The organism is Corynebacterium sp. HMSC074A09 (assembly GCF_001811545.1).
Taxonomy (GTDB): Bacteria; Actinomycetota; Actinomycetes; order Mycobacteriales; family Mycobacteriaceae; genus Corynebacterium; species Corynebacterium hiratae.
In genome coordinates, this window is the sequence record NZ_KV805145.1 from 1 (window position 1) to 339 (window position 339).

Below are 339 nucleotides of genomic sequence, written 5' to 3' on the forward strand. Positions count from 1 at the left end.
TGGTTCTTCCAACCTGTCTGAGCGTTGCATCAACACCGGTTTGGGTATTGGTATCCCGCTGCTGTTCCTGATTCCGGTTGGTCTGGCTTCCCAGATGAACATTCCGGGTCTGTCGGAGTTTGTGGCTCCGATTAACAAGCAGATTCAGGATCTGAATACCCGTCTGCAGCAGCAGGCTGGTCTGTTCAACGGCCCGTTGGCTGACCAGGTCAATGGTATTAATGCTCAGCTGAAGCGCTTCGGTGCTGATTACCAGCAGGCTGCTGGTGCTGTGGCTCTGATTGCTGCTGGTGCTCTGGCTATCGGCCTGTTGGCTGATGCTTGTGCACCGGGTGCTGG

The 339-nt window shown here is 55.5% G+C and carries 1 protein-coding gene; it reads left to right on the forward strand.

Annotated elements, in window-relative coordinates:
• A partial coding sequence (locus HMPREF2807_RS04800; protein WP_158010530.1) for a hypothetical protein occupies nt 1-339 on the forward strand: 339 nt, incomplete at both ends.